The 24225-nt window shown below is 63.2% G+C and carries 20 protein-coding genes; 14 read left to right on the forward strand and 6 right to left on the reverse strand.

Annotation, left to right across the window (positions count from 1 at the left end):
- Positions 1 to 10: 10 nt before the first annotated feature.
- Positions 11 to 493, reverse strand: a complete 483-nt coding sequence (locus WF331_RS15935; protein WP_016499200.1) for an Lrp/AsnC family transcriptional regulator — start codon at positions 491 to 493, stop codon at positions 11 to 13.
- 123 nt (positions 494 to 616) lie between these two features.
- On the opposite strand from WF331_RS15935, the gene WF331_RS15940 reads away from it, so the two are divergent.
- Both WF331_RS15940 and WF331_RS15945 read left to right on the forward strand, forming a co-directional pair.
- Positions 617 to 1648 (forward strand): histone deacetylase family protein, encoded by a 1032-nt coding sequence (locus tag WF331_RS15940; protein WP_041167684.1) that lies wholly within the window; start codon positions 617 to 619, stop codon positions 1646 to 1648.
- An 87-nt stretch (positions 1649 to 1735) separates the two neighbouring features.
- A complete protein-coding gene (locus tag WF331_RS15945) occupies positions 1736 to 3139 on the forward strand; it encodes an amino acid permease (protein ID WP_340623085.1) in 1404 nt (467 codons plus the stop codon).
- Between the two features lie 126 nt (positions 3140 to 3265).
- On the opposite strand, the gene WF331_RS15950 is transcribed toward WF331_RS15945, so the two are convergent.
- The gene (locus WF331_RS15950; protein ID WP_016499203.1) at positions 3266 to 4138 is read right to left on the reverse strand and encodes a LysR family transcriptional regulator; all 873 of its coding nucleotides are present in this window, start codon (positions 4136 to 4138) and stop codon (positions 3266 to 3268) included.
- A 135-nt stretch (positions 4139 to 4273) separates the two neighbouring features.
- Here WF331_RS15950 and WF331_RS15955 point away from each other — a divergent pair, with 135 nt between their 5' ends.
- The 5 genes from WF331_RS15955 (at position 4274) to WF331_RS15975 (ending at position 9625) form a co-directional block, all read left to right on the forward strand.
- On the forward strand, positions 4274 to 5395 hold the full coding sequence (locus tag WF331_RS15955; RefSeq protein WP_340623086.1) for a muconate cycloisomerase family protein: 1122 nt from the start codon (positions 4274 to 4276) through the stop codon (positions 5393 to 5395).
- Positions 5396 to 5416: 21 nt separating this feature from the next.
- Positions 5417 to 5707, forward strand: a complete 291-nt coding sequence (catC, locus tag WF331_RS15960; protein WP_016487549.1) for a muconolactone Delta-isomerase — start codon at positions 5417 to 5419, stop codon at positions 5705 to 5707.
- Positions 5708 to 5750: 43 nt separating this feature from the next.
- Positions 5751 to 6686, forward strand: a complete 936-nt coding sequence (gene catA / locus WF331_RS15965) for a catechol 1,2-dioxygenase (protein WP_016499205.1) — start codon at positions 5751 to 5753, stop codon at positions 6684 to 6686.
- A gap of 184 nt (positions 6687 to 6870) precedes the next feature.
- Positions 6871 to 7365, forward strand: a complete 495-nt coding sequence (locus WF331_RS15970; RefSeq protein WP_016499206.1) for a GNAT family N-acetyltransferase — start codon at positions 6871 to 6873, stop codon at positions 7363 to 7365.
- 163 nt (positions 7366 to 7528) lie between these two features.
- Positions 7529 to 9625 (forward strand): putative bifunctional diguanylate cyclase/phosphodiesterase, encoded by a 2097-nt coding sequence (locus tag WF331_RS15975; protein ID WP_016499207.1) that lies wholly within the window; start codon positions 7529 to 7531, stop codon positions 9623 to 9625.
- A gap of 173 nt (positions 9626 to 9798) precedes the next feature.
- On the opposite strand, the gene WF331_RS15980 is transcribed toward WF331_RS15975, so the two are convergent.
- Positions 9799 to 10623 (reverse strand): aldo/keto reductase, encoded by an 825-nt coding sequence (locus WF331_RS15980; RefSeq protein ID WP_340623087.1) that lies wholly within the window; start codon positions 10621 to 10623, stop codon positions 9799 to 9801.
- 246 nt (positions 10624 to 10869) lie between these two features.
- Between WF331_RS15980 and WF331_RS15985 the strand changes: the two genes are divergently transcribed.
- Positions 10870 to 11748, forward strand: coding sequence for a DMT family transporter (locus WF331_RS15985; RefSeq protein ID WP_016499209.1), 879 nt, complete (start codon positions 10870 to 10872; stop codon positions 11746 to 11748).
- Positions 11749 to 11756: 8 nt separating this feature from the next.
- Here the strand turns inward: WF331_RS15985 and WF331_RS15990 are convergent, their stop codons facing one another.
- The gene (locus tag WF331_RS15990; RefSeq protein WP_028613150.1) at positions 11757 to 12659 is read right to left on the reverse strand and encodes a LysR family transcriptional regulator; all 903 of its coding nucleotides are present in this window, start codon (positions 12657 to 12659) and stop codon (positions 11757 to 11759) included.
- A gap of 305 nt (positions 12660 to 12964) precedes the next feature.
- Between WF331_RS15990 and katG the strand changes: the two genes are divergently transcribed.
- From katG to WF331_RS16005, 3 genes are all read left to right on the forward strand, one after another.
- The gene (gene katG / locus WF331_RS15995) at positions 12965 to 15220 is read left to right on the forward strand and encodes a catalase/peroxidase HPI (protein WP_340623088.1); all 2256 of its coding nucleotides are present in this window, start codon (positions 12965 to 12967) and stop codon (positions 15218 to 15220) included.
- A 255-nt stretch (positions 15221 to 15475) separates the two neighbouring features.
- Positions 15476 to 16687 (forward strand): M24 family metallopeptidase, encoded by a 1212-nt coding sequence (locus WF331_RS16000; RefSeq protein ID WP_284360679.1) that lies wholly within the window; start codon positions 15476 to 15478, stop codon positions 16685 to 16687.
- A 182-nt stretch (positions 16688 to 16869) separates the two neighbouring features.
- Positions 16870 to 18204: an MFS transporter gene (locus tag WF331_RS16005; protein ID WP_340623089.1), complete on the forward strand. Its 1335-nt coding sequence runs from the start codon at positions 16870 to 16872 to the stop codon at positions 18202 to 18204.
- A 128-nt stretch (positions 18205 to 18332) separates the two neighbouring features.
- Here WF331_RS16005 and WF331_RS16010 read toward each other — a convergent pair whose 3' ends face one another.
- Positions 18333 to 19340, reverse strand: coding sequence for a GlxA family transcriptional regulator (locus tag WF331_RS16010; RefSeq protein ID WP_016499214.1), 1008 nt, complete (start codon positions 19338 to 19340; stop codon positions 18333 to 18335).
- A 180-nt stretch (positions 19341 to 19520) separates the two neighbouring features.
- Between WF331_RS16010 and pssA the strand changes: the two genes are divergently transcribed.
- The gene (gene pssA / locus WF331_RS16015) at positions 19521 to 20849 is read left to right on the forward strand and encodes a CDP-diacylglycerol--serine O-phosphatidyltransferase (RefSeq protein ID WP_016499215.1); all 1329 of its coding nucleotides are present in this window, start codon (positions 19521 to 19523) and stop codon (positions 20847 to 20849) included.
- A 48-nt stretch (positions 20850 to 20897) separates the two neighbouring features.
- On the opposite strand, the gene WF331_RS16020 is transcribed toward pssA, so the two are convergent.
- Entirely contained in the window at positions 20898 to 21860 is a 963-nt protein-coding gene (locus tag WF331_RS16020; RefSeq protein ID WP_340623090.1) for a DMT family transporter, read from the reverse strand.
- Between the two features lie 101 nt (positions 21861 to 21961).
- On the opposite strand from WF331_RS16020, the gene WF331_RS16025 reads away from it, so the two are divergent.
- Positions 21962 to 22891: a LysR substrate-binding domain-containing protein gene (locus WF331_RS16025; RefSeq protein WP_340623091.1), complete on the forward strand. Its 930-nt coding sequence runs from the start codon at positions 21962 to 21964 to the stop codon at positions 22889 to 22891.
- Positions 22892 to 23056: 165 nt separating this feature from the next.
- Positions 23057 to 24202 (forward strand): GGDEF domain-containing protein, encoded by a 1146-nt coding sequence (locus tag WF331_RS16030; protein ID WP_016499218.1) that lies wholly within the window; start codon positions 23057 to 23059, stop codon positions 24200 to 24202.
- Positions 24203 to 24225 lie beyond the last annotated feature (23 nt).

Here is a 24225-nt window from a genome sequence, read left to right on the forward strand (position 1 = left end):
GTAAAGGCCTTCAGGGCACGGGTATTCGGGAAACCGCCTTCACTTCGCGCAGCGCCAGGCTCGACTGGATCGAGGCAATGCCTGGCTGACGACGCAACACCTCTTCCACGAATCGCCCATAACTTTCCAGGTCATTTGCCAACACCGTCAGCACATAGTCAGCCTCGCCGGTCACCTTGTGGCAGGACAGCACCTGCGGCAGCTTCAGGATCACCTGCTCGAACTCATCCGGTGCGTTGGCCGAATGGTTGCCAAAGCGCACCTGGGCAAACGCCATCACGTCGTAGCCCAGCTTCCTGCGGTCGAGGTTGGCCTGGTAATCCTTGATGATGCCCAGCTCCTCCAGCCGTTTGCGCCTGCGCCAGCAGGGCGTCACGGTCATCGACAAACGCTCGCCCAGCGCAGCGCTCGACAGGGTGCCGTCCTCCTGCAGAAGGCGCAGCAGCTCGCGGTCGGTGTCGTCCAGTTGTTCAATAGCAAAGGCTTTGCTCATAGGTAACCAACCTTGTGAATACTTTGCTCAAGCATCCGGTTTGATTGAGCATAAAGCAAAGCATTTTCACCGCTCTGTCGCGAAAATTGGTTATCCGGTAACCCCTTGGAAAAGGACATTCGTGTGCTGACAGTATTTAGCAACAACCACCGCTTGCACCATGGCTCGGAACTCAAGGACGGCGCCATTACGCCATCGTTCGAAAACCCCCAGCGTGCCGACACCGTGCTGGCCCGGGTGCACAGCACCGGCCTTGGCGATGTCATTGCCGAACAGGCCTTCGACCGTGGCTGCTACGTGGCGGCGCACAGCGAGCGCTATGTAAGCTTCCTGGAAAGCGCCTGGTCGGAATGGGCCGACACCGGCAAAACCCATGATGCGCTGCCGCTGGTGTGGCCAGTGCGCGACCTGGCCATTGACCGTGAGCCCGGCTTCATCGACGGCAAGCTGGGCTTCTATGCCATGGACGCGGGGGCCCCGATCACCGCCGGCACCTGGGAGGCGGTGCGCAGCAGCGCCAACGTTGCCTTGACCGGCATGCAGCGCATCATCGACGGTGCCGACAGCGCCTTCGCCCTGTGCCGCCCACCGGGGCACCATGCAGCACGGGAATACATGGGCGGCTACTGCTACCTGAACAACGCCGCCATCGCAGCCGAGCGCTGCCTCAGTCAAGGCGCCAAACGCGTTGCCGTGCTGGATGTGGACTTCCACCACGGCAACGGCACACAGAACATCTTTTACGATCGCCCCGATGTCTTCTTCGCCTCCCTGCATGGCGACCCGCACGTGTCCTACCCGTACTTTTCCGGCTACGCCCATGAACAAGGCGCAGGCGCTGGCGAGGGTTTCAACGCCAACTACCCGATGGGCAAGGGCACACGCTGGGCCCAGTACCAGCCGGCTTTGCAGGATGCACTCAAGCGCATCGTCGCGCACAGGCCGCAGTTTCTGGTTGTGTCGCTGGGGGTCGACACCTTCGAGGATGACCCGATCAGCCACTTCAAGCTCACCAGCGAAGACTTCCTGCGCATGGGCGCCGAGATCGCCAGTGCGGGTATCCCGACCCTGTTCGTGATGGAAGGCGGCTACATGGTCGACGAAATCGGCATCAATGCCGTGAACACCCTGCAAGGGTTCGAAAGCGCGCGCTAACCCGCGTAACAAGCCGTGGCGAAGCCTGTAAAGGGCTTTGCCACGGCACCGCGACATGTGACAGGCCAACAATAACAAGAGGTCGCCATGCAAGACATGCCCGCAAGCCTTGAGCAAAGCAAACCGGTAACGCCCGACCGTGAAGGGCACCTGCAACGCACGCTGGAAAACCGCCACATTCAGCTGATTTCCATAGGCGGCGCCATCGGCACCGGCCTGTTCATGGGCTCCGGCAAGGTGATCGCGCTGTCCGGCACCTCGATTTTGGTGGTGTACGCCATCCTCGGGTTTTTCGTGTTCTTCGTCATGCGCGCCATGGGCGAGTTGCTGTTGTCCGACCTGCGCTTCAAGTCGTTCGCCGACATCGTTGCCCATTACCTGGGGCCGCGCGCCGGCTTTGTGCTGAGCTGGTCGTACTGGCTGAGCTGGAGCGTGGCGGTGGTCGGCGACGTGGTCGTGGTGGCCGGGTTCTTCCAGTACTGGTACCCCGATGCACCGGCCTGGGTACCCGCGTTCTTCACCCTGTTCGTGCTGCTGGGGCTGAACATGCTGGCGGTGCGGATTTTTGGCGAGGTGGAGTTCTGGTTCGGCATCATCAAGATCGTCGCCATCGTGCTGTTGATCATCACGGCGGCGGTGATGATCGCGACCTCATACACCTCACCTAATGGCGTGGTTGCTTCGCTGTCCAACGTGGTCGCGCCGGGTGCGGTGCTGCCCCATGGCATCAGCGGTTTCTTTGCGGGCTTCCAGATTGCCGTGTTTTCCTTTGCCGGCACCGAACTGATCGGCACCACCGCCGCCGAGGCAAAGAATCCGCACCGCTCGCTGCCCAAGGCCATAAACACCATCCCCTTGCGCATTCTGCTGTTCTACATCCTGGCGCTGGTGTGCATCATCAGCGTGGTGTCGTGGGCCGAGGTGCCGGCCAACCGCAGCCCCTTCGTCGAGCTGTTCCTGCTGGCCGGCTTCCCCGCGGCGGCCGGCATGATCAACTTCGTGGTACTGACCTCGGCAGCCTCTTCGGCCAACAGTGGTGTCTACTCGGGCTGCCGGATGCTGTTCGGGCTGGCCGAGCGGCGTAACGCGCCGGCCCTGTTCGCCAGGCTTTCGGCACTGAGCGTGCCGGTGTATAGCCTGGTGTTTTCCGGCGTATGCATGCTGATCGGGTTGAGCCTGCTGTTCATCATCCCGGAGGTGATGACGGTGTTCACGCTGATTTCCACCGTTTCGGCAATCCTGGTGATCTTTACCTGGTCGATGATCCTTGCGGCGTACCTTGCCTATCGCAAACGCAACCCGTCTGCGCACGATGCCTCGGCGTTCAAGTTGCCGGGCGGGGTGCCGATGGCCATCACCACCCTGGGTTTTCTCGGCTTTGTGCTGGTGCTGCTGGCGCTGCAGCCGGATACCCGGTTGGCGCTGTGCGTGATGCCGTTGTGGTTCGTGTTCCTGCTGCTGGCCTACCGCCGCCGCGCAGCACACCCCTGAGCGGATGACATATCCCTGTGGGAGCGGGTTCACCCGCGAAGGCCCCAACGCGGTGCATGGCACCGGCTGCGCCGGTGTTCGCGGCTAAAGCCGCTCCCACAGGTCCCGCGTGGCTTCTGGTTTTACTCACCCGATCTGCAGGGCGATCAACCCCAGGCACCGCTGCACGATCGGGCTCACGTCACCCTTGCGCCGGCTAAGTATGATCGGGCTGACGGCGCTGCTATCAAGCAAGCCGACATACTCGATATCGGTGCGGTGCTGCTGTTGTACCGATGCTGGCACCAGGGTTACCCCCACGCCGACGGCCACCAGGCCGATGGCCGTCTGCAGTTCGTTGGCCCACTGGCTGACGCGGATGCTCATGCCGTGCTGGGCGAACAGCGCAAGCACGTGGTCGGCATAACTGGGCCGGGGGTTGGCCGGGTAGAGGATGAACGCCTCGCCAGCCAGCTGGGCGAGGCTGAGCGGGCTGCCCGCCAGCGGGTGGCCCTTGGGCAGCACGGCCACCAGCGGGTCTTCACGCAGGACCTGTTGCGCAATGGCCGCGTCCTCGATGCGAATGCGCCCGAAGGCGATGTCGATGCGCCCGCTCTTCAGCGCTTCCACCTGCTGCAGCGTGGTCATCTCGCTCAGCCCCAGTTCCAGCTCGCTGTCCTGGCGCAGCTCGCGGATCAGCTCTGGCAGCACGTTGTACAGGGTCGAGGGGGCAAAGCCGATGCCCAGCCACTGGCGCTGGCCCTGGCCAATGCGGCGGGTGTTGTCGCTGATGTTCTGCAGTTGCTGCAGTACGGTGCAGGTCTGCTCATAGAAGAAGCGGCCGGCCTCGGTCAGCCGCAGAGGGCGTTCGCGCGCTATCAGCAAGGTGCCGAGCTCGTCCTCCAGCTGGCTGATCTGCCGGCTCAGGGGCGGTTGGGCAATGTGCAGCAGCTCGGCGGCGCGGGTGAAGTTCAGGGTCTCGGCCAAGACCTTGAAGTAACGCAGGTGGCGCAGCTCCATCAGACCTCCAGGGTATGGTGGGAGATTCATTTGATATTGGACGGTCATCAGGGTCTCGCGCAATCCTTGAACAATCAAGTAAATGCACCATTCGGGCCTGCAACTGGCAGCCCGACCTGACGGGACCTGGCAACAATGACAAGCGCGCTGATTGAACGTATTGATGCAATTATCGTCGACCTGCCGACCATTCGCCCGCACAAGCTGGCAATGCACACCATGCAGCAGCAGACCCTGGTGGTATTGCGTGTGCGTTGCAGCGATGGCGTGGAAGGTATCGGTGAGGCCACCACCATCGGTGGCCTGGCCTATGGCTACGAAAGCCCCGAGGGCATCAAGGCCAACATCGACGCCCACCTGGCCCCGGCACTGATCGGCCTGGCGGCGGACAACATCAACGCCGCCATGCTCAAGCTTGACAAGCTGGCCAAGGGCAACACTTTTGCCAAGTCGGGTATCGAAAGCGCCTTGCTCGACGCCCAGGGCAAACGCCTGGGCCTGCCGGTCAGCGAACTGCTGGGCGGCCGCGTGCGCGACAGCCTGGAAGTGGCCTGGACCCTGGCCAGTGGCGACACGGCCCATGATATCGCCGAAGCCCGACACATGCTGGAAATTCGCCGTCACCGGGTGTTCAAGCTGAAGATTGGCGCCAACCCGGTGGAGCAGGACCTCAAACACGTGGTGACGATAAAACGCGAACTGGGCGACAGCGCCAGTGTGCGAGTGGACGTGAATCAGTACTGGGACGAATCCCAGGCCATCCGCGCTTGCCAGGTGCTTGGCGACAACGGCATCGACCTGATCGAGCAACCGATTTCGCGTATCAACCGCGGTGGCCAGGTGCGCCTGAACCAGCGCAGCCCTGCACCGATCATGGCCGATGAGTCCATCGAAAGCGTCGAGGATGCCTTCAGCCTGGCCGCCGACGGCGCCGCCAGCATCTTTGCCCTGAAAATCGCCAAGAACGGCGGCCCGCGTGCTGTGCTGCGCACTGCGCAAATCGCCGAGGCCGCCGGTATCGGCCTGTATGGCGGCACCATGCTCGAGGGCTCGATCGGCACCCTGGCCTCGGCCCACGCCTTCCTTACCTTGCGCCAACTGACCTGGGGCACCGAGCTGTTCGGCCCGCTGCTGCTGACCGAAGAAATCGTCAACGAGCCGCCGCAATATCGCGACTTCCAGCTGCACATTCCCCGTACCCCAGGCCTGGGCCTGACCCTGGACGAACAGCGCCTGGCGCGCTTCGCCCGTCGCTGATCAGCAAACAAGGAGATAATCATGCTGTTCCACGTGAAGATGACCGTGAAACTGCCGGTGGACATGGACCCGGCCAAGGCTACCCAGCTCAAGGCCGATGAAAAGGAACTGGCCCAGCGCCTGCAACGTGAAGGGACTTGGCGCCACCTGTGGCGCATTGCCGGGCACTACGCAAACTACAGCGTGTTCGATGTGCCCAGCGTCGAGGCGTTGCACGACACCCTGATGCAACTGCCGTTGTTCCCGTACATGGACATCGAGGTCGACGGCCTGTGCCGGCATCCCTCGTCGATCCACAGCGACGACCGCTGATACGCACCTGTCTACCTGACAAGAACAATATGAGGTACGCCCGATGACCGTGAAAATTTCCCACACTGCCGACATTCAAGCCTTCTTCAATAAAGTGGCGGGCCTGGACCACGCCGAAGGCAACCCACGCTTCAAGCAGATCATCCTGCGTGTGCTGCAAGACACCGCGCGCCTGGTCGAAGACCTGGAAATCACCGAAGACGAGTTCTGGCACGCCATTGATTATCTCAACCGCCTGGGTGGCCGTAACGAAGCCGGCCTGCTGGCTGCAGGCCTGGGCATCGAGCACTTCCTCGACCTGCTGCAGGACGCCAAGGATGCCGAAGCCGGCCTGGGTGGCGGCACCCCGCGTACCATCGAAGGCCCGCTGTATGTCGCCGGGGCGCCGCTGGTACAAGGCGAAGCGCGCATGGACGACGGCACCGACCCAGGGGTGGTGATGTTCCTGAAAGGCCAGGTGTTCGACGCCGAAGGCAAGCCGCTGGCCGGCGCCACCGTCGACCTCTGGCACGCCAACACCCAAGGTACTTATTCGTACTTCGACTCGACCCAGTCCGAGTACAACCTGCGCCGCCGCATCATCACCGATGCCGAGGGCCGCTACCGTGCGCGCTCCATCGTGCCATCGGGGTATGGCTGCGACCCGCAGGGCCCGACCCAGGAATGCCTGGACTTGCTCGGGCGTCATGGCCAGCGCCCGGCGCATGTGCACTTCTTCATCTCGGCACCCGGGCACCGCCATCTGACCACGCAGATCAACTTCGAGGGTGACAAGTACCTGTGGGACGACTTTGCCTACGCCACCCGTGACGGGCTGATCGGCGAGCTGCGTTTTGTCGAGGATGCTGCGGCGGCGCGTGACCGCGGCGTTCAAGGCGCGCGTTTTGCCGAACTGGCGTTCGACTTCCACCTGCAGGGGGCCACGGCGGTGGAGGCCGAGGCACGCAGCCACCGGCCGCGTGCGTTGCAGGAAGGCTGAAACCGTTGAGGCTGCTGTGCAGCCCGTTCGCGGCACAAGGCCGCGAAAGGGGCGCACAGCGCCCCCAAAATGCTGACCATTTTTCGCTGTGTTTTTGCCTGGGCCTTTCCGTGCGGGGAGGGCCCGGGCTTTTTGCTGTTAGGCCCGGTGATCTAGAATCGACCTTTTGCCTGAGCCCCACCCCATGCTGCCCATTGCGCTGCTGCCAACCACCGCTGACCAGGCCCCGCTGATCCGCAACCTCTACCAGTTCTATTCCTACGAGTCCTCCGACTGGGAGCAGGAGGACGTCGAAGTGGACGGCCGCTTCTATATCCACGACGAGCACCTGCACCGCTACTGGCAGGACGACGGCTGGGGCGCCTACCTGGTGCTGGCGGACGGCTTCATCGCCGGCTTCGTACTGGTGGAACGCAGCGAATTGCCGGGCATCGAAGCGCTGGAACTGGCTGACCTGTTCATCCTGAAAAAGTACCGCCGCCAGGGCATCGGCCAGGCGGTGGCGTTGCAGCTGCTGGGCGGCGAGGGCGACTGGTTGCTGCGGTGCTACGCACATGATGCCCCGGCCGTGGCGTTCTGCAAGGCCGTGCTGGCGAACCTGTCGCGCCCGGCGCAGGCCATTGCCCTGGCTGATGAACCGGACCTGCTCAGTTTCCTGGTAAGCGGCGCCCGCCATTGAGGGCTTGCCCGCCTTCGTTCGTCCTTGAAGAGGAATAGCGACATTTTTGTGAGCTACTTCACAAAATCGTCATGAGCGGCATAATGCCATCAACGCTTTCAAAAACCCGGCCACTGCTTGCCGGGGTCCCTTTTCATGCGCTTCGAAGGTTCAGGTAAAGTTCATGTCGTTAGTCGCAAGCCCCGACATCATGTACCGGCTATTGATTCAGAGTGTGGTGGACTATGCCATCTACATGCTCACCCCCGAAGGTGTCGTCGCCAACTGGAACCCCGGCGCTCAGCGTGCCAAGGGGTACCACGCCGAGGAAATCGTCGGCCAGCATTACTCTCTGTTCTACACCGATGCCGAGCGCGCCGCCGGGTTGCCCGCGCATAACCTGGAGCAGGCGCGCAGCACCGGGCGCTTTGAAGAGATCGGTTCACGCCTGCGCAAGGATGGCTCGGCCTTCCACGCCCATGTGGTGATCGACGCCGTGTACGACGATGCCGGCCAACTGGTGGGGTTTGCCAAGGTTACCCGCGACATTTCCGAACGCCGCCGTCAGGAGCTGGAGCTGCTGCAGGCCAAGGAACTGGCCGAGCAGTACAGCCAGGAAATGGCCAAGCTTTCGCAGTTCCTGGATTCGGTCATTGCCAATATCCCCGCCAGCGTCATCGTCCAGGACCTGGAAAGCCAGCGTATCCTGCTGGCCAACCAGCAGGCCGAGCGCCTGTTCGGCGGGCCAGAGCGCAGCATGATCGGCCAACTGCCTGGCGAGTGCCTGAGCCCGGCGGCTGCCGACTACCTTGAGCAGCAACTGGCCCGTGGTGCCCGTAGCACCAAGGGCCATGCTGCCGAGACCCGGGTCGACACCGCCCGTGGCCCGCGTACCCTGCGCAGCCGTACCTTGCTCAGCCAGAACCGCGAAGGCCAGGCTGATTACGTGCTGTTTGTTGCCGAAGATGCCACCGAGGAACTGGCCGCTCACGCGCAGATCCACCACATGGCGCACCATGACGCGCTCACCGGGCTGCCCAACCGCACGCTGTTCAACGAACGCCTGCGCCAAGCGCTGGTGCGTGGCAGCGAGAACGCCAAGCTGACCGCTGCACTGTGCCTGGACCTGGACAACTTCAAGAACATCAACGATTCCCTGGGCCATGCCTTCGGCGACAAGTTGTTGCGTGAGTTGGGTAAGCGCCTGCGCCGTGAGCTGCGTGAACACGACACCCTGGCCCGCCTGGGCGGTGACGAGTTTGCCGTGGTGCTGACCGGGCTTGATGGCCGCGATGCCGCGTGCAACACCGCGCAGCGCCTGATCAATGCCATTTGCCCGCCGTTCCAGATCGAAGGCCACCAGTTCACGGTGGGGGTGAGCATCGGCGTTGCCATTGCCCCCGATGACAATGACCAGGCCGAGCAGTTGCTCGGCTATGCCGACATGGCGCTGTACGAGGCCAAGCGCAACGGGCGAAACCGCTACGAGTGCTTCGAGGTGGAACTGGACGTTGCAGCCCGCCAGCGCCGCCTGGTGGAAACCGACCTGCGTACTGCGCTGCACCTGGGCCAGCTGCAACTGCACTACCAACCGGTGGTCGACCAGCAGACCCATTGCATCACTGGCTACGAGGCTTTGCTGCGCTGGGAGCACCCGAGCCGTGGCATGGTGATGCCCATGGACTTCATCCCCATTGCCGAGGAAACCGGGTTGATTCATGAGCTGGGCACCCGGGCCTTGAACCTGGCCTGCCAGGAAGCGGCCAGCTGGGACAGCGAGCAGACGGTGTCGGTCAACCTGTCGCCGGTGCAGTTCAAGAATGCCAACCTGGTGCAGGTTGTGGCCTTGGCCCTGGCCGACTCGGGCCTGCCGGCGCAGCGCCTGGAACTGGAAATCACCGAGTCGGTGCTGCTGGGTAACAGCGAGGAAAACGTGCGCACCTTGCGCGCGCTGAAAGACCTGGGCGTGTCCATTTCGCTGGACGATTTCGGCACCGGCTATTCATCGCTCGGCTACCTGCGGTCGTTCCCGTTCGACCGGATCAAGATCGACAAGTCGTTCGTGCATGACATGTGCGAAAGCCGTGAGGCGATGTCGATCATCCGTGCCATTACCGACCTGTCCAACAGCCTGATGATCAAGACCACGGCCGAGGGGGTGGAGTCGGAAGAGCAGATGCGCCGGCTGGCGGCGGAAGGGTGCTCGCATTTCCAGGGCTACCTGTACGGGCGGCCGGCACCGGCAAGTGAGCGGTTGAAGCAGGTCATTACGCCAGGCTGACGGCTCACGCAGCCCATTGTGGGGGTAATTGTCTTGCTCAAATTTTAAGAGCTTGTGCAATCCTTGTGGGAGCGGGCATGCCTGCGAACACCGGCGCAGCCGGTGCCAGCCACCGAGTTGGCTTCTTCGCGGGCACGCCCGCTCCCACAAGGTCCGTGTCGCGCTTACGAATTTCAGCTATTCCAGTCTGGCGCAAACGGCGGGCTCACCACCCGCTGATCTTTCGGCAACTGGGCAATCGCCGCGCGATCCTCGTCGTCCAGTTGCACGTTCAATGCTGCCAGGTTGGCCAGCTGGTTCTCGCGGCTACTGGCCTTTGGAATCGCCGCCACACCGTCCTGGTCCAGCAACCACTTCAGCGCCACCTGGCTGGGCAGCACGCCGTGCTTGCGGGCAATCGCCTGGATCACCGGCTGCGCCGCCGCCTGGCCGCGGGCCAGCGGGGTGTAGGCGGTAAGCAACAGGTCATGGTGGCGGGCATAGTCCAGCAGCGGTTGCTGGCCGAGCAGCACGTGGTATTCCACCTGGATCGCCGACAACGGCGCCCCCAGGATTTCCACCACCTGGCGCAGCAGGCCCAGCGGGAAGTTGGCCACACCAATGTGGCGCGCCTTGCCCTCGTCACGCAGCGCTACCAAGGTGTCGATGCTGCGTGCCAGGTCCCAGTCCTTGCCGGGCCAGTGAATGTGGAACAGGTCGACCTGCTCGGTGCCCAGGGCGCGCAGGCTGTCTTCCAGCGACTGGCGCATGGCCTTGGGCTCCAGGCGGTCCCACCACACCTTGGTGGTGAGGTGGATCTGCTCGCGTGGCACGTCGCTGTCGCGCAGGGCCTGGCCAACGGCCGCTTCGTTTTCGTAGGCGGTGGCAGTGTCGATGTGCCGGTAACCCACGTCCAGCGCCTGGTGCACGGCCTGGGTACATTCGGTGCCGGTCATTGGCCAGGTGCCCAGGCCGATTGCTGGCAGGTCCAGACCGCTACGGGTGGTGAGCCTTTGCATGTAAATTCCTTGTAGGGTGTGCAGGGTTCGCACTCGATGGTGGGTGATCAGCGAGGCGCGGGCCATGCGTTCAAGGCACAAAGTGGTCGATCAGCGAACAGTAATTGCAGCCGGCGTGGACAAGCGGCAAATGAACTTCCTTATGCTGCGGCATCTCTTCTAGAATTCGAGCAGTCGCATCCGCCAGGCCACGCCTGTGCGGCCTTCCCTGGGCTTGCCTGCTGGCGCGCCGTCATCGAGAGAGCCATGAGTTCCAGTACACCGCTGTCCGGCGTCAACCAACCCCTGCGCGGCATCGCCTTGGTGGTGGTGGCGACGTTGCTGTTTGCCAGCCACGATGCCTTGTCCAAATTCCTCGGCGGCCTGTACCCGATCGTCATGGTGGTGTGGGCCCGGTACGTGGTGCATACGCTGCTGATGGCCGGCATCTTCCTGCCCAAGTCAGGCCTTAACGTGCTGCGTACGCGCCGCCCGGTGTTGCAGACGCTGCGGGCCTTGAGCCTGCTGAGCACCAGCCTGCTGTTTACCACTGGCCTGCAATACCTGCCGCTGGCCGAGGCCACTGCGGTCAACTTTCTTGCCCCGGTGCTGGTCACCGCGTTATCGGCACCTTTGTTGAAAGAACGGGTGACGGTGGGGCAGTGGGTGGCGGTGGTGATGGGCTTTATCGGCGTGCTGGTGGTGGTGCACCCGGGTGGAGCGATGTTCACCCCGGCAATCCTGTACCCGTTCGGCTCTGCGCTGGGCTTCTGCTTCTATCAGTTGCTGACGCGCATCCTCGCAGCCCATGACAGCCCGACCACCAGCAACTTCTATGCAGGGCTGTGCAACACCTTGGCGATGAGTGCGCTGGTGCCGTTCTTCTGGGAGACGCCGCGTTGGGACCATGCGCTGCTGATGCTGGCGCTGGGTGGCTTTGGCATGACTGCACACCTGCTGCTGACCCAGGCTTTCCGCCATGCAGCCCCGGCGTTGCTGGCGCCGTTCAGCTATTGCCAGATCGTGTTTGCCGGGCTGCTGGGGGTAATTATCTACAGGCAGGTGCCGGATACCCTGAGCCTGGTGGGTATTTCGGTGATCTGCCTCAGTGGGCTGGGCGCGGCGTGGATGCAGCGCAAGAAGTGAGTGATTAGCTACCGGGCCATGAACTGCAGGATGCGTTCGCGTAGCCAGCGCTCGGCCGGGTCGTTGTCCTGGGCGCCGCTCCAGACCATCGACAGTTCGGCCTCGGTGATGTCGAACGGCGCCGGGTCGGCGCGCAGGCTACCGTCGTCGGCCAGGGCGCAGGCGGCGTAGTCCGGCACGGTGGCAATCAGCTCGGTGTTGCGCAGCAGGGCGCGCAGGCTGCCGAACTGCGGCACCGCCAGCACCACCTTGCGGCAACGGCCGATGCGCGCCAGGTCCAGGTCGATGTTGCCGCTCATGTCGCCGGAGAACGACACCATCACATGCGGGCGCGCGCAGTATTCGTCGAGGGTAAGCGGGCCGGGGCGGTCGTCGGCGCGCAGCACGCGCACGCCGATGTCGCGCAGCTTGCGGCGTTTGGCCGTGGCTGGCAGGTCGGTGGTGTAGCTCACACCTACCGAGATTTCGCCGCTGGCCAGCAGGCCTGGCATCAACAGGAAGTTGGCCCGGCGCACCACCACACTGATATCCGGGGCTTCTTCGCGCAGGGCCTGCAGCAAGGCCGGGAACAGGCCGAACTCGGCATCGTCCGACAGGCCCAGGCGGAACACATTGCAGCTGCTGGCCGGGTCGAATTCGCGGGCGCGGCTGATGGCGGCGGAAATCACGTCCATCGCTGGCGCCAGTTCGGCAAAGATCTGCAGGGCCCTTGGCGTGGGTTCCATGGCCCGGCCACTGCGGATCAGCAACGGGTCGTCGAACAGCTCGCGCAGGCGGGCGAGGGCGGCGCTGACGGTGGACTGAGTGATGAACAGCTTTTCACCGACACGGGTCAGGTTGCGTTCGATCATCAGGGCTTCGAACAGCACCAGCAGGTTCATGTCGACGCGGCGCAGGTCGTTGCGGTTCATTGGGCTCAGGTTCCGGATATAGAGGGCTTGGCGGTGTATTGAAGCACGCCGCTGGCTTGCTTGCCTTGTATGAATGTGCCGGCCTCTTAGCGGTTCACCCGCGAAGAGGCCAGCACAAGCAAACCTGACAGAGCCAGCCTATCAACCCCTAACAGCCACTCTATTAGAACTCTGCCCAAGCTCGTCTAGTCTTTCCCGTGGCCCCGTGTAGACCTGATGAGGGGTAGCACGAGCCCACACGCTCGGCTGAAAGAACACCTGGCATAGACCGGAAATCTGGATAACCGACCCAAAGGTACCCGCAGATGTCGAACGAATCGAAATGCCCGTTCCATCAAACCGCAGGTGGCGGCACCACCAACCGTGACTGGTGGCCTGACCAGCTCAACCTTCGCATTCTTCACCAGCATTCGTCGAAATCCAGCCCCGATCCGGACTTCGATTATGCCAAGGCGTTCAAGAGCCTCGACTTCCAGGCCCTGAAGCAAGACCTGACCGCCTTGATGACCGACTCGCAGGACTGGTGGCCCGCCGACTTCGGCCACTACGGTCCGTTGTTCATCCGCATGGCCTGGCATAGCGCGGGCACCTACCGCATCGGCGATGGCCGGGGTGGCGCGGGTTCTGGCCAGCAACGTTTCGCCCCTTTGAACAGCTGGCCGGACAACGTCAGCCTCGACAAGGCCCGGCGCCTGCTGTGGCCGATCAAGCAGAAATACGGCAACAAGATTTCCTGGGCCGACCTGATCGTGCTCACGGGTAACGTTGCCCTCGAATCCATGGGCTTCAAGACCTTCGGTTTCTCTGGCGGGCGCGCCGATGTGTGGGAGCCGGACGAAGATGTGTATTGGGGCTCGGAAAAGGTCTGGCTGGGCGGCGATACCCGCTACGGCAAGGAACAGGTCAAGGCCCAGCCGCCAGGCCAGGGTGACCTGGTGGCCGAGCCGGCCAAGCACGGCGAAGAACAGAATCGTGACCTGTCGGCCGAGCGGAACCTGGAAAACCCGCTGGCCGCCGTGCAGATGGGCCTGATCTACGTGAACCCGGAAGGCCCGGAAGGTAACCCCGACCCCGTGGCCTCGGGCAAGGACATCCGTGAAACCTTTGGCCGCATGGCCATGAACGATGAAGAAACCGTGGCGCTGATCGCCGGCGGCCACGCCTTTGGCAAGACCCACGGTGCCGGCCCTGCGGACAACGTCGGCCCCGAGCCGGAAGCTGCGGGCCTTGAGCTGCAGGGCCTGGGTTGGCCCAACAAGTTTGGTACCGGCAAAGGCGGGGATACCATCACCAGCGGCTTGGAAGTGACCTGGACTTCTACCCCGACCAAGTGGAGCAACGAGTACCTCAACAACCTGTTCAACTTTGAGTGGGAATTGACCAAGAGCCCGGCCGGTGCGCACCAGTGGCGGCCGAAAGAGGGCAAAGGCGCAGGCACCGTGCCGGATGCCCACGATCCGGGCAAGAAACACGCACCGTCGATGCTTACTTCCGACCTGGCGCTGCGTTTCGACCCGCTCTACGAGCCGATCGCCCGTCGCTTCAAGGACAACCCGGACCAGCTGGCGGATGCCTTCGCCCGTGCCTGGTACAAGCTGATCCACCGCGACATGGGCCCGCTGGCCCGTTACCTGGGCCCGGAAATGCCCAACGAAGAGTTGCTGTGGCAAGACCCGTTGCCCAAGGCAGACCCAGCCACGATCAGCGAGCAAGACATCGCAGATCTCAAGACCAAGATCCTGGCTTCGGGCTTGAGCGTGGGCGAACTGGTCTCCACCGCGTGGGCATCCGCGTCGACTTTCCGTGGCTCCGACAAGCGCGGTGGGGCCAATGGCGCCCGCCTGCGCCTGGCACCGCAGAAGGACTGGGCTGCAAACCAGGGTGTAGATAAGGTGCTGGCGGCGCTGGAAAAGATCCAGGGCGAGTTCAACAACGGCGGCAAGAAGGTTTCTCTGGCCGACCTGATCGTGCTGGCCGGTACTGCAGCCGTTGAAAAAACCGCCAGGGACGCCGGTTACACGGGCAGCGTAGGGTTCCGCCCGGGCCGCGTCGATGCGTCTCAGGCGCAGACCGATGTCGAGTCGTTTGCCGTGCTGGAGCCGTTGGCCGATGGCTTCCGCAACTTCACCAAGGCCCGCTATAGCGTCAAGGCTGAGAAGCTGCTGCTGGACAAGGCCCAGTTGCTGACGCTGACGGCGCCGGAGCTGACCGTGCTGATTGGCGGCCTGCGCGTGCTGGGCGCCAACCATGGCGGCAGCAAGCAGGGCGTGTTCACCGACAAGCCCGGCACCCTGAGCAACGACTTCTTCCGCAACCTGCTGGACATGGGCGTGGAATGGAAGCCGACCTCGGCGGACAACGAGGCCTTCGAAGGCCGCGACCGCAAGACCGGGCAGGTGAAGTGGAGTGGTAGCCGGGTTGACCTGGTGTTTGGTTCGCATGCCCAGCTGCGGGCGTTGAGCGAGGTGTATGGCAGCAGTGATGGGGGTGACAAGTTCGTGCGGGACTTTGTGGCCGCCTGGCAGAAGGTCATGGAACTGGATCGTTTTGACCTGAAGTAACGGTGTTGCGGGGGGCGCGTTGCGCCCCATTCGCGGGCTTGCCCGCTCCCACAGGTACAGCGCAGCCTCTCAAGGCGGTGAAAATCCTGTGGGAGCGGGCAAGCCCGCGAATGGACTGCAGAGCAGCCCCTTGGCCCTGGTGATCCCGCCAATTCCAGGTCGGATAGATACAAAAGCGTCCTCGTCGGTTCTGTTGCAATGCTTCTCAGGCGGCCGGCCTGAACAGCGTGCTCACAACGACAAGGAACCCCGACCATGCAAATGCCCAAGACCCTGAAAATCCGCAATGGCGACAAGGTGCAGCCGACCTTTTCGGCGCAGGAATATGCAGCCCGCCACGCCCGGCTGCGGGCCTACATGGCCGAGCAGGACATTGAAGCGGCGATCTTCACGTCGTATCACAACGTCAACTACTACAGCGACTTCCTCTACTGCTCGTTCGGCCGCCCGTATGCGCTGGTGATCACCCAGGACAAAGTCGTCTCGATCAGCGCCAATATCGATGGCGGGCAGCCCTGGCGGCGCACGGTCGGCACTGACAACATCGTCTACACCGACTGGCAACGCGACAACTACTTCGTTGCCATCCAGCAGGCGCTGCCGCTGGCCTCGCGCATCGGCGTCGAACACGACCACCTCAACCTGCAGAACCACGCCAAGCTGGCCGCCTGCTACCCCAAAGCCGAGTTGTTGGACATTGGCGCGCCGTGCATGCGCATGCGCATGATCAAGTCGGCTGAGGAGCAGGCGCTGATCCGCCACGGTGCGCAGGTGGCCGACATTGGCGGTGCGGCGGTGGTCGAGGCGCTGCGCGAGCAGGTGCCGGAGTATGAAGTAGCGCTGCATGCCACCCAGGCGATGGTCCGTGAAATTGCCAGGCGCTTCCCCGATGCGGAGCTGATGGACACCTGGACCTGGTTCCAGTCAGGGCTCAACACCGATGGCGCGCACAACCCGGTGACCAGCCGTCGCGTCGGCAAGGGTGAAATCCTTAGCCTCAACTGTTTCCCGATGATCGCTGGCTACTACACCGCGCTGGAGCGCACACTGTTCCTCGACCATTGCCCGGATCAATACCTGCGCCTTTGGCAGGCCAACGTGGAGGTGCACGAGGCTGGGTTGAAACTGGTACGTCCAGGCATGCGCTGCAGCGACATCGCCCGTGAACTGAACGAAATCTTCCTGCGCCACGACCTGCTGCAGTACCGCACCTTTGGCTATGGCCACTCGTTCGGCACCTTGAGCCACTACTACGGCCGCGAAGCGGGGCTGGAGCTGCGCGAAGACATCGACACGGTGCTGGAGCCTGGCATGGTGGTGTCGATCGAACCGATGATCATGCTGCCCGAGGGGCGACCGGGGGCGGGCGGGTACCGCGAGCATGACATCCTGATCGTCAATGACAACGGCGCCGAGAACATCACCAGGTTCCCGTATGGGCCGGAGCACAACATCATTCGCAAATAAAGACCGCAGCTGGCCTCATCGCCGGCAAGCCAGCGCCTTGCAGATACTGCACAGCATGCAATGCCTGTGGAGTCCCGTGTGGGGGCTGGCTTGCCGGCGATGAGGCCAACCCGGACAACAAAAATATCACTGTATGACCACCAGACCCTGCCTCCAATTAAAAGAACCAGAGGGTACCCGTCATGTCCAGCACCACACTTGACCCATCCGCCGTCGCCGGTCCCGCACACAACGCCGAACGCCAGGCCCTGCGCAAGGCCGCCCGGGCCAGTTTCATGGGCAACTTCGTCGAGTGGTTCGACTACGCCGCTTACGGCTACCTGGCCACCATCATCGCCGCCACCTTCTTCCCGCAGACCGACAAGAGCACCGGCCTGCTGGCAACCTTCGCCGTGTTTGCCCTGTCGTTCCTGGTCCGCCCGCTAGGCGGTATCGTCTGGGGGCACTTTGGCGACCGCCATGGTCGGCGCAACGCACTGTCGTGGTCGATCCTGATCATGTCGGTATCGACCTTCTGCATCGGCCTGCTGCCTGGTTATGCGCAAATCGGTTTGTGGGCGCCGGCGCTGCTGTTGCTGATCCGCCTGGTGCAGGGTTTTTCTGCGTCGGGCGAGTACGCCGGTGCTGCGGCGTTCCTGGCCGAATACGCGCCGCCCGGCCGGCGTGGCCTGTACACCAGTATCGTGCCGGCCAGCACGGCAGCGGGGTTGCTGTTTGGTGCGGCGTTCGTGGCGGTACTGCACGAACTGCTCAGCAGCGAAGCCCTGCATGAATGGGGCTGGCGCCTGCCGTTCCTGCTGGCGGCGCCGTTCGGCCTGGTGGGGCGCTATATCCGCATGAGCCTGCAGGACACGCCCAAGTTCCTGGAGATGGAGCAGCGCCTGGAACACAAGGCCGGCATGGGCCCGACGCCGCTGCGCGAGCTGCTGGGCCAGCACCGCCGCAGCCTGGCCATCGGCATTGGCGTTACTTGCCTGAACGCGGTGGCGTTCTACCTGCTGCTCAGCTACATGCCGACCTACCTGTCCAGTGAAATGGGCATGAGCGAGCGGGATTCATTCATTGCTTCGACAGTATCGCTCGCCACTTATATTGGCTTGATCTTCCTGATGGGGCGGCTGTCCGACCGGTTTGGCCGCAAGACCATGCTGGTGGTGGCTTCGCTGTTGTTCCTGGGGCTGACCGTGCCGTTGTTCCGCCTGCTTGACGGGCAACCGCTGCTGGTCATCCTGGCGATCCAGATTTGCTTCGGGGCGATACTGGCAATGAACGACGGAACCTTGCCGTGCCTGCTGGCCGAGATCTTCCCGACCCGGGTGCGCTTCAGTGGGTTTGCCCTCAGCTTCAATGTGGCCAACGCGCTGTTTGGCGGGACTGCACCGTTCATTGCTACCTGGCTGATTCAGGTGACTGGCAGCAAGCTGGCGCCGGCGGGGTATTTGCTGGCAGCAGCACTGGTGGCACTGGTAGCCATGCTGATGTGTCGGGAGACCGCACATTCCGCCCTGGAGGATTAACTAACCTGTACCGGCCTTTTCGCGGGCATGCCCGCTCCCACAGGAACCCCACACATTCGAGCACTGTGGTGTCCCTGTGGGAGCGGGCATGCCCGCGAAGAGGCCGGTAAAACCAGTAAAAACTTGAATTAATGCAGCGAAGCCTGCCGTCGCTCCCCCAGCGGTGACAAGCCAAAGAACCGGCTGTAACTCTTGGAAAAATGCGCCGGCGAGCTGAACCCGCAGGCCAGCGCCACCTCGCGCACCTGGACATCGCTGCGCAGCAGCAACTCCCGCGCCCGCGACAGCCGCAGCTCCAGGTAATACTGGCTGGGCGTGCGCTGCAGGTACTTGTGGAACAGCCGCTCCAGCTGGCGCACGGTCACCTCGTTGAGGCTGGCAAGCTCCTCGAGCCCCAGTGGTTCCTCCAGGTTGGCCTCCATGATCGCCACCACCTGGCTCAGCTTGGGTTGGGCGCTGCCAAGCAGGGTGCGCAGCGGTACCCGCTGGCGATCGCGCTCGCCCCGCACCCGGTCGCACAGCAACAGCTCTGCCGCCTTGGCCGCAATGTCCTGGCCCCCGGGTTCGCGGGCCACCAGTTGCAGCATCATGTCCATGGCTGCCACACCGCCCGAGCAGGTATAACGGTCGCGGTCCAGTTCGAACAGCTGGCTGGAAATGACAATGCCGGGGAAGTGCGCCTGCAATGTCGGCAGGTCTTCCCAGTGGATGGTGCAGCGGTAGCCTTTGAGCAGTTCGGCCTTGGCCAGCAAGTAGCTACCGGTGCAGATACCGCCCAATGGCAGGTGCTGGCGGGCCAGCTTGCGCAACCAGTCGATCAGCGGGCGGCTGCTACGGCCACGGTCGATCGGGTTGGCGCCGACCACCAGCAACGTGTCCAGCTCCGGAGCGTTGGCGATGCTGTAGTCGGGCAGTACCCGCATGCCGTTGCTGGCGACCACGGGTGCCTCGTCCGCGGCAATCAGCACGCTGCGAAACAGAGGCTTGCGCGCGGCCAGGTTGGCCATGCGCAGGGTTTCCACCGCCGACGCCAGGCCGATGGTGGTGAAATTGGGCAAAATCAGAAAGCCGAAGGTCTTTACGGAACAACTCTTTACAATAGACGGCGACAGGTTTGTAGAAGCGGGGTGGACCATTGCGCTGTTCCTGTGCAAGCTGAGGCAGAGTTCGTCAGGGGCAGAAAGAAATACAGCCTCGCGTGGTTCTTGTTGTTATAGGTCGTTGCCGGGTTGATCTTACACCCCGGGCGCAGCGGCCAGGAATGGCCCCGCCGGCTGGCAGGGCCGACAGTGATTGCACAGAGAAGGTGATCGTTCGTGAACCCCGAATCCATGCTGGCGGCATTGCCAGGCTACGCCATATCGCCCGAGTCGATCCAGGTGCTGCCCGATGCCAAGGCATACCGCGCCTGCCTGCTCGAGCGCATCCGCACCGCGACCCGGCGCATCGTCATCGTCGCACTGTACCTGCAGGAAGACGAGGCCGGCCAGGAAGTGCTGGATGCCTTGTACCAGGCCAAGGCCGAGCGGCCAGGCCTGGAAATCACCATCGTGGTCGACTGGTTCCGTGCCCGCCGTGGTCTGCTGGGGGGCGGGCGTCAGCCGGGTAACGCTGCCTGGTATCAGGCCCAGCGCCAGTTGCGCGGGCTGGATATCGTCATTCACGGGGTACCGGTGCAGACCCGCGAGCTGTTCGGCGTGCTGCACTTGAAGGGCAGCATCATCGACGATTGCGTGATCTACACCGGCGCCAGCCTGAACAACGTCTACCTGCACCGCTTCGACCGCTATCGCCTGGACCGCTACCACCTGTTCCAGTCGCCGGGGCTTGCCGACGCCATGGTCGACCTGGTACAGCGCCTGTTGCACCACACCGCCACACCACGCCTCGACTTGCCTGCACAACCTGCCACCCGAAGCCTGCGCGGCGATATCCGGCGCTTGCGAGCGCGGTTGCGGCGCATGGCCTACGAGGCACCAGCCAGCGTGGCAGGGCAGGGGTTGCGGGTGATTCCGCTGCTGGGCGTGGGCCGTGGCAACCCGTTGAACCGGGCAATGTGCGCCCTGTTGGCGGCGGCGCGCACGCAACTCATCATCAGTACGCCGTATTTCAACCCGCCGCGTGTGGTCATGCGCGAGCTTGACCATGCGCTGGAGCGGGGGGTGCACGTCGAGCTGATCGTCGGTGACCGCACGGCCAACGACTTCTATATCGCCCCGGGTGAGCCGTTCAGTGCCAGTGGCGCCTTGCCTTATCTGTACGAAGACAACCTGCGTGCCTTCGCCCGACGCCGCCATGCGGCGATTGCCAGCGGCCAGCTACAAGTGCGGATCTGGAACGATCCCGGGCATACCTTCCATGCCAAGGGCGTGTGGGCCGACCAGCGCTATTCGCTGCTGACCGGGAACAACCTGAACCCGCGCGGGTTCAACCTGGACCTGGAAAACGGCCTGCTGATCGATGACCCGCAAGGGCAATGGCTGGCGCCACGGGAAGCGGAGCTGACCGAGCTACGCCGGCATGCGCCGAAGATTGCCTCGGCAGAGGCCTTGGGGGTGAAGGCCGAACACCCCAAGGAAGTACGCAAGCTTCTGCGGCGGTTGCGTTTTAGCCGGTTGGAGCCGTTGATCAAGCGGGTGCTCTGATGATTTGTCGGGTGCGCTCTTCGCAGGAGCGTCCCGGCAAGGCCGCTCCTACAGAGACCGTGCCGGTTCGGTCGCTGTGGCTATCTCGGCTTTCTTCTTGCTTTGCGGCTTGAGCCGCGACACGGCAAACAGCACCACTGCCAGCCCGATGACCTGGTACAGCGAAATCTCTTCACTCAAGAGTGCCCATGACGCCAACACCGTCAGCACCGGCCCCAGGTTGCCCACTGCCGCAGTGTGAGTCGGCCCGAGCCGCTGGATTGCCAGCGCCACCCAGTAGATCGGCAATACCGTGGAAAACACCGCCATCAACCCGGCGTTGGCCCACACCGCGCCCGGCAACTGCCACAGCTGCCCGACCGGTGCCACCAGCAGGTAATGCGCCAGCACCATCAGCGACGACGCGGTGCCGCACAGCCCGGCCAGGCGCATCGAGCCCATCCGCTTGAGCATCATCCCGGTGCCGGAATAATACAGCGCGTAGGTCACCGCACTGGCGAACACCCACAGCGAGCCCAGCACCACCTGTTGGCCAACCCCGGCGACACTGACGTCGTGGACGAAGGCGATGCCCAGCCCCAGGTAGCACAGGCCCATGGCCGACAAGGTGCGCAGGCTTGGCCGCTCACGCAGGGCGATGGCCTGGAACACCAGCACCAGCGTCGGGTAGGTGAACAGGATCAGCCGCTCGAGCCCGGCGCTGATGTACTGCAAACCATAAAAGTCGAAAAGGCTGGCCAGGTAATAACCCAGCAGCCCAAGCAAGCACACACGCAAACCGTCGCCCAGTTTGAGCGGGGCGCTGCCTTGGCTACTGGCCCATACGAGCCAGGCGAACAACGGTAGCGCCAGCCCCATGCGCATCGCCAGCAGGCTGATGGCGTCCACCGGCCCGGCAGCGTACGCGAGCTTGACGAAAATCGCCTTGAAGCTGAAGCCCAGGGCGGCCAGCACGGCGTACAAGGCGCCGCTCTGCATCTGGCGTTGGATCAGGCTGCGTAATGCGTTCATGGAGTACCCGAAGCAGAAGAATGACAGGGCTTATTCTGAACAGAAGGCGGCTAAGCTAGAATCGCTTTTAATCGAACAGGGTGTTCGCTTTTGGAGAAGCCATGCCATTCGACCTGACTGACCTGCGCCTGCTGCTGGCCATCGCTGCCACAGGCAGCCTGAGCAAGGCGGCTGCCACCTTTCCGGTGGCCGTATCGGCCGCCAGTAATCGCCTGCGCCTGCTGGAAGAGCGCTGCGGGCTGGCGCTGTTCATCCCTAATGCCGCTGGCATGCAGCTAACGCCATCCGGGCGACTGGTGCTCGAGGGCGCGCGAACCGTCCTCGCTGAGGCGCAAAAACTGCAGGGCACCTTGAAAGAGCTGTCTGGTGAGCATCGCATTACCTTGCGCCTGGCGGCTTCCACCGTGACCAACAGCACATTGCTGCCCGCCGTGTTGGGGCCGTTCCTGGCGGACTACCCGGAAGTCGACCTGCAGCTGGTCGAGCACAAGAGCGTGGATGTGCTGCGGGTAGTGGTGGCCAACGAATGCGAGATCGGTGTGTATGACGGCATCCTGAACAGTGAGGGCGTGGTATCGCTGCCGTTTCGCACCGAGCGCCTGGTGATGCTGGTGCCTGCCGGTCATCCACTGGCCGGGCGCGAGCAGCTACGCCTGGTCGACGCCTTGGGCTTTGCGTTCATCTGCCTCCCGGGTGAGCGGCCGATGCAGCGTTTTGTCGAGGAAATGGCGATGAAGCTGGCCATGCCCCTGAAGGTCCGGGTGCGTGCACCGAGTTTCGAGGCGATCGCTCAGTTGGTGGCACAGCGTGCAGGGGTGGCAATGCTGCCTGAAACAGCGGCCCTTCGCGCCGAACAGGAGCTGCCGGTGCGCAGGGTGGCCCTGGCCGAAAGCTGGGCCACCCTGGAGCTTCGCCTGTGCTTCCGTGACTGGGAGCAATTGAGCTCGCATGGGCGGCAACTGGTGAGTTTTCTCTCCGGGCTTGAGGGGGGCGAGACCACTGCGATTTCTGTAGTGAACACGGTGCCTTGATGTCAAAATGATATTGCCGGCATGCCTCCCTCTACAGGGGCTGGGCTATCATTTGCAGTCAACCGTGCAAGGCCCCTCTGAAAAGTCATCACGAGCGCATACAATCGGGCCTTTTCCTCGTTAACCAGATAGGCCAATGCGTATATGGCGCTAGATCCACCCACGATGCTGACCATTTCGGTCGCCCTGGCAGCGGCGGCTGCCCTGTACCTGGCGATTGAGTGGCGCAGTGTCCGCGAAACCTCACTGCTGTTCTGGAGTGCCGGTTTTGCCACTATTACTGTCGGTTGTATCCTGGCCTTGTTGCGCGGGGTCGGGTTGTTGTTCATCGGCATCTGGTTCGCCAACGGTTTGCTGGTGGTGGCACACTGTTTTTTCCTGATGGGCGTACTGCGCTTTACCCAGGACCGCTTGTCGCGGGCCTGGCTGATGATTGTGGTGGTCTGGTTCGCCTTGCTGTTGTTGCCCGTAGGGCCGCAGTGGTCGAAGGTGATGCTGATGGTCAACTCGTTGCTGGTGGCGGCATTGACGCTGAAGGCCAGCTTCCTGTTGCGGCCCCACGGCAAGTCGCTGAGTGTCGGGGCCGTGCAGCTGCGTTATGTACTGCTGGTTCACGGGCTGTTCTATGTGGCCAAGGCGGTCATTGCGATCACGCCGGGAACGTTGATTGACCTGGCCACCTTTGGCGGGATGATCATTCAGATTTCCCTGGTCGAGGGGGCGATGGCGATCATGCTGATTGCCTTGTCGATGACCGGCACAGTGCGCTATCGGCGCGAGGAGCGGATTGCCCGGCTGGCAGCCCGCGACCCGTTGACCGCGCTGTACAACCGGCGAGCGCTGGAGGTACGGGCAGGGCATTTCTTCAAGGACGTCAGCCCGGCGCAGCCCGGGGCGTTGCTGCTGATCGACATCGACAACTTCAAGCTGGTCAACGACCTGCACGGGCATATCGCCGGGGACCGGTTGCTGATTGCCCTGAGCGAGATGATTCGTACGGTGCTACCCGAGCGCGCGCTGGCCGCGCGGTTGGGCGGCGATGAGTTCGTCATCTTGTTGAGCGGGGCGAGTAGCGAGCGGGTCATGGAGCTGGGTGGGTTTTTGCGTGAGCAATTTCAGCAGTATGCCAGCAAGACCGTGCCTACGCCGCACGCGGTTACCTTGAGCATCGGCGTGAACCTGTTCGACCAGCCGCCGGCGAGCCTGGCGGCGTTGATCGAGCAGGGGGATGTGGCCTTGTACCAGTCCAAACGCAGTGGGCGCGATAGCATTCGGTTTGTTGAGCGGCCGATGGCTGACCTCAACCAATAGACTAATGGGGCTGCGCAGCAGCC

The organism is Pseudomonas sp. YNh (assembly GCF_037993085.1).
Classification (GTDB): domain Bacteria; phylum Pseudomonadota; class Gammaproteobacteria; order Pseudomonadales; family Pseudomonadaceae; genus Aquipseudomonas; species Aquipseudomonas putida.